Genomic DNA, 8,449 nt, shown 5'->3' with positions numbered 1-8,449 from the left:
TGCCGAGGCGTCGGCCGCGCTGGCGGCCGGTGCGGCGGCTGGCGCTGCCGGTTGATTGAAGGCTGCCACCAGGGCCAGCATGTCGGCCACCGGATCGGCCCCGGCGGCGGCTTGCGCATCGCTGGCCGCGCTGTCGGCGGATTCGTCGGCGCTGGCGTTGCCATCCTTGCTGGCGTTCCTGGCGGGGGCGGGCGCGGCGGGCGCCGGCTGGCTGTCATTCTTGGCAACGGATTGATTGCTGTCGGCAGCGTCGGCCTGCTGATTCTGCGATTGGGCGGGCTTGGCCTGCTCGGCCGGCTTGGGCGCGGACGAGCGCGAAGCGGCGGGGCGCTCGGGCGCCTTGGCGACGATGGCCGGGCCGCTGTTGGCGTTGCCGGCCTGGCGCTGGTCCATCTCGCGCGACAGGGCGCGCTGGAAGGCGTTGTCGCCGCCGCCGGCGTTCAGATTCAGGTTGACCTTGGGCGCCGCCACTGCGTTGGCGTTCAGAGTGGGAATTTGGAGATTCGGGGTTTGCATGATCGCGCCGTGTCGGTTGGTTGCGTCTGAATGTCAGCGTTTGTAATACGCCTGCCGTGCTGCATGTTCGTCCATCTGCTTCTGGTCGCGCTTGTTTTCCAGCCTGAGCGCCTCGGCGTCCGCCCGGTCGTTCAGGGTGGAGTAGGACATGCGCTTGCGTTCGCTGGCCTGCCAGGCCGCCTTTTCCTGCTCGCTGCGGTACTCGGCGTGCTTGATCATGTCCTGCTGGCCCTTGACCGCCACGTCCAGCTTTTCCATGAAGGCCTGGAAATTGCGGTAAGCCATGGGCGTGATGCCGGCCTGCTGCGCCGCCTCGAAGCGTTTCGCATACTCGTCGCGATAGCCGACCAGCATCTGGTGCTTCTGCCTGGCCTCGTCCACGGCCTTGAGCGAAGCGCCCAGGCGCTTGGCGGCGTCGTCGGTTTCCCGGCGCGCCAGGTCCATCAGTGTTTCAAGTTGCGCTTTGGAAGCCATGATGCGTCAATTATAGGTGGCTGTTATCCGCGTCAATCAGTCGAATAGAGAGGTAAGTTGGGCCAAGCTCTCGCCCATGGTCACCCGTTCGGTGATTTGCTGCTGGAGGAAATTCTCTATCCGGTCATGCAACTGGATGGCCTGGTCGAGCACCGGATCGCTGCCCGGCGCGTAGGCGCCCACGCTGATCAGGTCGCGGCTGCGCTCGTAGCGCGAGAACAGCTGCTTCAGGTGGCGCGAGCGGGTCTGGTGCTCGGGCGAGGTGATCGAGTGCATGGCCCGGCTGATCGACTGTTCTATGTCGATGGCGGGGTAGTGGCCGGCCTCGGCCAGGCGGCGGTTGAGCACGATGTGGCCGTCGAGGATGGCGCGCGCCGAGTCGGCGATCGGATCCTGCTGGTCGTCGCCCTCGGTCAGTACGGTGTAGAAGGCGGTGATCGAGCCGCCGCCCATCTCGCCGTTGCCGGCGCGTTCCACCAGGATCGGCAGCTTGGCGAACACCGACGGCGGATAGCCCTTGGTGGCCGGCGGTTCGCCGATGGCCAGCGCGATCTCGCGTTGCGCCATCGCGTAGCGGGTCAGCGAATCCATGATCAGCAGCACGTTCAGGCCCTGGTCGCGGAAGTGCTCGGCGATCGCGGTGGCGTAGGCCGCGCCCTGCAGGCGCATCAGCGGCGGCGTGTCGGCCGGGGCCGCCACGACCACGGAGCGGGCCAGGCCTTCCTCGCCCAGGATCTGCTCGATGAATTCCTTGACCTCGCGGCCCCGTTCGCCGATCAGGCCGACCACGATGATGTCGGCCTCGGTGTAGCGCGCCATCATGCCCAGCAACACGGACTTGCCGACGCCGGAGCCGGCGAACAGACCCATGCGCTGGCCACGGCCGACGGTCAGCATGGCGTTGATCGAGCGCACGCCCACGTCCAGCGTCTCGGTGATCGGCGCGCGGCCCAGCGGGTTGGCGGGGCGGGTGTTGATGGGGGCGCTGTCGCTGGCGTGCAGCGGGCCCAGGTTGTCGAGCGGGCGGCCGGCGCCGTCCAGCACGCGGCCCAGCAGTTCGGGGCCGACCGGCAGGTGGCGCGCGCGGTCGCTGGGGCGGCGGCGCGGATGGTTGACGGTGCCGGGCCGGGGAATGGCCGGCTCGACCGGGAACACGCGGGTGCCCGGCACCACGCCCTCGACGTCGCTTTGCGGCATCAGGAACAGTTTTTCGCCCTCGAAGCCGACCACTTCGGCCTCGATCTTGCCGCCGGACGGCAGCGGCACGGTGCAGGCCGCGCCGACTGCCAGGCGCAGGCCGACCGCCTCCATCACCAGCCCGGCCACGCGCGTGACGCGGCCCGACACCTGCATCGGCTCGACGAAGCCGACCAGCGCGCCGCAGTCGTGCAGATAGGATTTCCAGCGGCCGGCGTGCGGGCTGGCGGGGGGGGCGATGGGAGCGTCGGCGTCCATGTCAGGCCAGCCAGTCCACTTCCTTGCCGAGCGCGTGGCTCAGGCGCTGCCAGCGCGCGGCGGCGGTGGCGTCGATCTGGTTGCTGGCGGTATCGACCTTGCAGCCGCCACGGCCGACCTGCGGATCCTCGACCACGCGCCAGCCGCCCTTGTCCAGTTCCTCGCCGATGCCGGCGCGCACCACGGCGGCGTCGTCGGGATGCAGCACCAGCAGCGCCGGCTGTTGCAGCACCGGCAGGTATTCGATGGCCTCGCGCACGATGGGCAGGATCAGCTCGGGCTTGACCTGGAAGGCGTTCTTCAGCATGCCCTTGGCCAGCTGCAGCGCCAGCTCCAGCACGTCGTTGGCGATCAGCTGGTCGGCGTCGTGCAGCGCGTTGCTGAAGTTGGCGGCGATGGCGCGCACGTGTTCCAGCTCCTGGTCCGTGACCAGCTTGCCGGCGGCGAGGGCGTCGGCATGGCCGGCCGCGTGGCCTTCGTCGTAGCCGTCCTTGCGCGCTTCCTCGCGGATCGCTTCGAGCTCTTCCACGGTGGGGTATTCCATCGGCGGCGGCAGCGGCGGGCCCATTTCCAGCGCCTCCTGCTGCTCCATCAACGCTTCCTGCACGCGCTGCTCGGCGTCCAGGCGCGCCTGTTCGGCGTCGCGCTCGCGCTGCTCGGCCTCGCGCAGCGCCATCACGCTGGGGCGCTCGTCGCCAAACGAGGTCATCTCCCAGCGCTGGAACGCCGACTGCTGTTCTTTAGGTAACAGAGACATTAGACGAACGAATCCTCACCTTTACCGCCAAGCACGATCTGGCCTTCGTCGGCCAGGCGGCGGACGATCTGCAGAATCTGCTTCTGCTGGGTTTCCACTTCGGACAGGCGCACGGGACCCTTCGATTCCAGGTCTTCGCGCATCATTTCCGACGCACGGGCCGACATGTTCTTGAAGATCTTGTCGCGCAGTTCCTGCGACGCGCCCTTCAAGGCGATGATCAGCATTTCGGACTGCACCTCGCGCAACAGCAGCTGGATGCCGCGGTCGTCGATATCGATCAGGTTGTCGAACACGAACATCTCGTCCATGATCTTCTGCGCCATGTCGTTGTCGTAGTTCTTGATGTTGTCCATGACCGAGCCTTCCTGCTCGCCGGACATGAAGTTGAGGATCTCTGCCGCCGCGCGCACGCCGCCCAGCGACGATTTCTTGATGTTCTCGTTGCCCGACAACAGCTTGGTCAGCACGTCGTTGAGCTCGCGCAGCGCGGCCGGCTGCACGCCGTCCAGCGTGGCGATGCGCAGCACCACGTCGTTGCGCAGGCGGTCGGTGAAGTGGCCAAGGATCTCGCACGCCTGGTCGCGCTCCAGGTGGACCAGGATGGTGGCGATGATCTGCGGGTGCTCGTTGCGGATCAGCTCGGCGACGGATTGCGAATCCATCCACTTCAGCGACTCGATGCCGGACGCGTCCTTGCCGCCCAGGATGCGCGACAGCAGCACCGAGGCCTTGTCGTCGCCCAGCGCCTTGGTCAGCACCTGGCGGATGTACTCGTCCGAGTCCAGGCCCACGGTGGAGGCGGCCGCGACCATGTCGCGGAAGTTGTCCAGCGTGCCCACCACTTCCTCGTGCGGCACGTTCTTCATGGTCGCCATGGCGGCGCCCAGCTTGAGCACCTCGCGCGGGCCGAGGAACTTCATCACCTCGGCGGCCTCGCTCTCGCCCATCGCCAGCATCAGGATGGCGGCCTTTTGCAGTCCGGTATTCTCAGTCATTTGCGCCTATCCATTCTTTGATCACGTTGGCAACGATGCGCGGATCCTCGGTTGCCAGTTTCTTGGCCATGGCCAGGTTTTCGCGATAGCCGCGCGCGGTGTTTTCTTCCATCTTGCGCAGCTCTTCCTCGGCGATGAGGGCCTCGTCCGGGCCTTCCTCGATGATTTCCTCCGGCTCTTCCGGTTCCGGCTCCGGCGCGTTGATCTCGTCGATCTTCTTGAACACCGGCCGCATCATCGGCTTGACGATGCGCATCACGATGTACAGCAGGATCAGCGCGGTGATCAGGAACTTCGCCAGGTCCTTGGCCATCGGCAGGTTGGCCGGATCGCGCCACCACTCCGGCGGCGGCTCGAACGGCTTGTCGACGCCGTCGAACGGCGAATTGGCCACGCTGACGGCGTCGCCGCGGTCCTGGTTGTAGCCCATGGCCTGCTTGACCAGGTCGTTGATCTTGACCATCTCTTCTGGAGTATAGGCCTTGATGGTGACTTTGCCATCCTTGCCGATGATGCGCTTGTAGTTGACCACCACCGCCACCGTCAGGCGGCGCAGGCCGCCCATGCCGCGCTGCTCGTAGCGCACGGTCTTGTCGACTTCGTAGTTGGTGGTCGATTCCTTGTGGGTCGGGCCGGTCGCCGTGGTGTTGGAGGCCGCGCCCGGCGGCGTGCCCGGGGCCGGCGCGGTGCCGGTCGGCGAGCCGGCGGTCTGGGTCAGCGGCGCGGTGGCCGTGCCCGGCGGCTGGTTCGACAGCGCGCCCGGGATGCCGCCCGGATTGGTGCTGCCGGTGTTGCCGTTGGTCTCGCTGCTTTGCTGGCTGCGGATGGCCGAGGCGGCCGGCGGCGAGTTCGGCTTGTAGGTCTCGGCGGCCTGCTCGATCTGCGCGAAGTCGACGTCGGCGGTGGCCTCGGCGCGCACATTGCCTTCGCCGACGATGGGGATGATGATCGATTCAACCTGCTTGATGACCTGCAGCTGCATGTCCTTGACATACTTGAGCTGGGTCTCGTCCATGTTCTTGGCGTTCAGGCCGGCGTTGCCGTTCTTGTTCTGGTCGGAGATCAGGTTGCCGGCCTGGTCGATGACGCTGACGTTGGCCGGCAGCAGTTCCGGCACGCTGGAGGCGACCAGGTGGACGATGGCGGCGGTCTGGGACGGGTCGAGCTGGCGGTTCGGGTGCAAGGTGACGATGACCGAGGCGGTCGGCTTCTGCTGGTCGCGCACGAACACGGACGGCTTGGGCAGCGCCAGGTGGACGCGGGCGTTTTCGATCGCGGCCAGCGACTGGATCGAGCGCGCCAGTTCGCCCTCCAGCGCGCGCTGGTAGTTGACCTGTTCGAGGAACTGGGACACGCCCAGCTTCTGGTTCTCCATCAGCTCGAAGCCGACGTTGCCGCCCTTGGGCAGGCCCTGGGCCGCCAGTTTCAGGCGGATATCGTGGACCTGGTCGGTCGGCACCAGGATGGCGGTGCCGTTTTCGGAAAACTTGTGCTTGACGTTAAGCTTGTCCAGTTCGGCCGTGATGGCGCCGCCGTCGCGGTCGGTGAAGTTGGAGAACAGCACGCCGTACTCGGGCGGCTTGTTCCACAGCCACAGGCCAAGCAGGATGGCCACGATGGCCGCCGCGCCGGCCGCGCGCAGGAAATTGCGGCCCATCGGGGTCTGGATAAAGGGCAGCTTCTCGGCACCGTCATCGGCGGCGTCGGCTGCTGTGTCGTTGTCGATAGGTTCGGCTACGGCCATGATGATAGGTTTCCGGTGCGTGGTTCTAGAGAGAATGAGCCATTATTGCGTGACTGCGGGCAAATCAATCGGCCAAACAGAGCGCCGTTTACGGTCCTGCTCGGCCAAGGGGACTGGTCATGGCCTTGGTATTCTGTCAGCACTGATAGAGCCGTGCCGTATTGTAACGCCGCGCCCGGCCATGTCGCGGAAATTTGTTCCACGACAGCAACAAGATGGAGTGTGAGATGAAAACAGGTGGAATTGACGGCAGCCAGATCCAGGCCATGATTGCCCAGTTGAAGGCGCACGCCACGCGTCCGGGGCTGACGCCGCCGGTGATCAAGACCGAGCCGGCGCCGGCCGCCAAGGTGGAGTTTTCCGACGCCTTGAAGAACGCGCTGGACGGCGTCAACGCCAGCCAGGTGCAGGCCGACGACATGGGCAAGAAATTCGCGATGGGCGACGACAGCGTCAGCCTGTCGGACATGATGGTATCGATGCAGAAAGCCAGCATCAACTTCCAGGCCACCATCCAGGTGCGCAATAAGCTAGTGTCGGCTTACCACGACATCATGAACATGCAAGTTTAAATCAGGCCAGCGATGCGGGCGTTGCGTTCGCGTTCCAGCTTGGTGATGTAGCGCTGCACGTACGACAGCATGCCGCGCGAGATGCCGACGAACTCGCATCCCAGCCGGCGGTTGGTCTTGTTGTTGAGCAGGGTCAGGTCCAGCGAGTTGCGGATCTGCAGCGAGGTCGCCACCTGGCCGATCTCCGGCAGGTCGATGCGGCAGTCCGCATAGTTGCGGCCGATGGCGTCGCCCAGCATCATCCTGTTGTCCAGGATGGCGATGCCGCCGCAGCTGATGTCGGCCAGCGGGAAGGTGGTGTTGCCGCCCAGCTCGTCCGGCAGCGGGATCAGCACCCGCACCGGATTGGTCACCGGCGTCGAGATGCGGTAGTACTCGCGCCGCTGCAGCCGGATCAGCGTCGGCGGCACGGCGATCTTGAACGCCGGGTTGCCCTGCCAGGTGGCCGCCTCGATGCGGTCGGCCGCGAACAGGATGCGTACCTTGTCCAGCGTGGTCTCGAACGACAGCCGGCGCGACGCCAGGATGCGCTTGTTCTGCTCGCGGTCGATCGAGCAGTCCAGGTAGACGGTGTTGTGCGGCTCGTCCACTTCCAGGATGGAGGTCACGCAGACGTCGGCCTCGCCCTGGATCAACATGCGGATCAACTGGTTTTTTTCGCCGATACCGCGCAGCAGGGAGGTGATCTCCTTCCGTGATTCGACTTCAAAATCGTGCCAGTTTTCCAATTCCGCATCCTGAAAGTGTGGGTACATCGTTCGCGTCAAATTTCTGTAAGAGGGATGCTGTCGGGCGCCGCCGGGAGCGGCAGTCCGGACTTTTGCGCTGATTCAATATGATATAGCCACGCTAATAGTTCCGCAATCGTCCGGTACAGCGTGGGGGGAATCTGTTGATCGAGGTCAACATCCATCAACAAAGAGACAAGTTCCTTGGACTCGTGGATGAACACGCCGGCCTCGAGCGCCACGCTGATGATCTGCTCGGCCACCAGCCCGCGGCCCTTGGCCACCACCTTGGGCGCCGGCGCGCCGGTCTCGTAGGTCAGGGCCACCGCCTGTTGCAGCGGACGGCGCGGCAGGTCGTCGGTCATGGCGATTCCCGCGCGATGGTGAGCGAGGACAGCGGCGCGCCGGCCGCCTCCATCGCCTGCTCCAGCTGGCTGGCGTAGGCGCGCAAGGTGTCGGCGGTGTCGCCGTCGTCGGCTTGCACCTGGATATGCACCTGGCCGCCGATCAGCGTGACGGCGGCCGACACCGCGCCCAGCATCGGGAAGCGGAAGCGCACGCCGCTGCGCCAGATCTGCTCGGGCTCGCCGTCGGCGCCGCCCTGGCCGTCGTCCTGGCGGCCGTTGCGCTGCTCGCGGCGGATTTCCCACTGCATCGGCTGGCCGGGCCAGGCTTCGCCGTTCCATTGCACCCGGCCCTGCTCGTGCGTGTGCAGTTGCTGGTTGATCAGCTGCGCCGCGCTCAGGTCGGGACCGTTGGTGGCGGCGCGCGCGGCGTTCTCGCCGCCCTGCAGCATGCGCTGCATCTGCGGCTCGCGCATCAACTCGGGCAGGGTGCGCTCGCCCTTGGCCCATTCGGTGACATGCGATTCATAGAACAGACCGCTTTGCGAGATGGTGTCCTGCAGCTTTTGCGCCAGCTGTTCGGTGGCCGGCGCGGCGTTGCCAAACAGCGCGCTCTTGCCGATCAGCGCCAGTTGCGCGGCGCCGCCGCTTTGCGCCGCGCTGAGCACGGTGGTCAGCAGGCGGGCCGTGTTGCTCAGCGTGGCTTGCGGCGTGTTGGGGTCGAGGTCGGGCAGTTCGTTGGCCGGCGTCAGCGGCGCCTTGCCCAGCAGCGTGGCGGCCAGGCTTTGCGGCTTGACGGTTTCGGCCGGGACCGCGCCGCCGCTGGCTGCCGTGGCCGCGCCGGCCTGGGCCGCGGCATTG

9 protein-coding genes and 1 pseudogene are annotated in these 8,449 nt (G+C 66.3%); 1 reads left to right on the top strand and 9 read right to left on the bottom strand.

The features are described 5' to 3' along the window. The 6 genes and pseudogenes from GTP90_RS33805 to fliF form a co-directional block, all read right to left on the bottom strand. A pseudogene (locus GTP90_RS33805) lies at positions 1-516 on the bottom strand (flagellar hook-length control protein FliK); the annotation flags it as partial. A 33-nt stretch (positions 517-549) separates the two neighbouring features. Beyond that, complete coding sequence (gene fliJ / locus GTP90_RS33800; RefSeq protein ID WP_161087622.1) at positions 550-990, bottom strand: flagellar export protein FliJ; 441 nt, start codon at positions 988-990, stop codon at positions 550-552. A 36-nt stretch (positions 991-1,026) separates the two neighbouring features. Next, a complete protein-coding gene (gene fliI / locus GTP90_RS33795; RefSeq protein ID WP_161087621.1) occupies positions 1,027-2,445 on the bottom strand; it encodes a flagellar protein export ATPase FliI in 1,419 nt (472 codons plus the stop codon). Position 2,446: 1 nt separating this feature from the next. Continuing rightward, positions 2,447-3,202: a flagellar assembly protein FliH gene (locus GTP90_RS33790; RefSeq protein ID WP_161087620.1), complete on the bottom strand. Its 756-nt coding sequence runs from the start codon at positions 3,200-3,202 to the stop codon at positions 2,447-2,449. Beyond that, positions 3,202-4,200: a flagellar motor switch protein FliG gene (gene fliG / locus GTP90_RS33785; protein WP_008451337.1), complete on the bottom strand. Its 999-nt coding sequence runs from the start codon at positions 4,198-4,200 to the stop codon at positions 3,202-3,204. The genes GTP90_RS33790 and fliG overlap by 1 nt, the downstream gene beginning before the upstream one ends. After that, positions 4,193-5,944: a flagellar basal-body MS-ring/collar protein FliF gene (gene fliF / locus GTP90_RS33780; RefSeq protein ID WP_161087619.1), complete on the bottom strand. Its 1,752-nt coding sequence runs from the start codon at positions 5,942-5,944 to the stop codon at positions 4,193-4,195. The genes fliG and fliF overlap by 8 nt, the downstream gene beginning before the upstream one ends. Positions 5,945-6,171: 227 nt before the next feature. Between fliF and fliE the strand changes: the two genes are divergently transcribed. After that, a complete protein-coding gene (fliE, locus tag GTP90_RS33775; RefSeq protein WP_117011627.1) occupies positions 6,172-6,516 on the top strand; it encodes a flagellar hook-basal body complex protein FliE in 345 nt (114 codons plus the stop codon). Here the strand turns inward: fliE and GTP90_RS33770 are convergent. From GTP90_RS33770 to fliK, 3 genes are all read right to left on the bottom strand, one after another. Continuing rightward, positions 6,513-7,271: a flagellar brake protein gene (locus GTP90_RS33770; protein WP_161087618.1), complete on the bottom strand. Its 759-nt coding sequence runs from the start codon at positions 7,269-7,271 to the stop codon at positions 6,513-6,515. The two genes, fliE and GTP90_RS33770, sit on opposite strands and share 4 nt — an antisense overlap. 8 nt (positions 7,272-7,279) lie before the next feature. After that, entirely contained in the window at positions 7,280-7,609 is a 330-nt protein-coding gene (locus GTP90_RS33765; RefSeq protein WP_161087617.1) for an EscU/YscU/HrcU family type III secretion system export apparatus switch protein, read from the bottom strand. Further along, on the bottom strand, positions 7,606-8,449 hold an 844-nt coding region (gene fliK, locus GTP90_RS33760; protein WP_161087616.1), incomplete at its 5' end, for a flagellar hook-length control protein FliK. The genes fliK and GTP90_RS33765, both read right to left, overlap by 4 nt.

Source organism: Duganella vulcania (assembly GCF_009857655.1).
GTDB classification, from domain to species: Bacteria; Pseudomonadota; Gammaproteobacteria; order Burkholderiales; family Burkholderiaceae_D; genus Rugamonas; species Rugamonas vulcania.
The sequence above is the reverse complement of the archived record's forward strand: the minus strand, read 5'-3'. Positions and strand labels throughout refer to the sequence as shown.

Coding starts and splice junctions, on each gene's coding strand:
- fliJ (WP_161087622.1), bottom strand. CDS start 990: ATGGCTTCCAAAGCGCAACTTGAAACACTGATGGACCTGGCGCGCCGG.
- fliI (WP_161087621.1), bottom strand. CDS start 2,445: ATGGACGCCGACGCTCCCATCGCCCCCCCCGCCAGCCCGCACGCCGGC.
- GTP90_RS33790 (WP_161087620.1), bottom strand. CDS start 3,202: ATGTCTCTGTTACCTAAAGAACAGCAGTCGGCGTTCCAGCGCTGGGAG.
- fliG (WP_008451337.1), bottom strand. CDS start 4,200: ATGACTGAGAATACCGGACTGCAAAAGGCCGCCATCCTGATGCTGGCG.
- fliF (WP_161087619.1), bottom strand. CDS start 5,944: ATGGCCGTAGCCGAACCTATCGACAACGACACAGCAGCCGACGCCGCC.
- fliE (WP_117011627.1), top strand. CDS start 6,172: ATGAAAACAGGTGGAATTGACGGCAGCCAGATCCAGGCCATGATTGCC.
- GTP90_RS33770 (WP_161087618.1), bottom strand. CDS start 7,271: ATGTACCCACACTTTCAGGATGCGGAATTGGAAAACTGGCACGATTTT.
- GTP90_RS33765 (WP_161087617.1), bottom strand. CDS start 7,609: ATGACCGACGACCTGCCGCGCCGTCCGCTGCAACAGGCGGTGGCCCTG.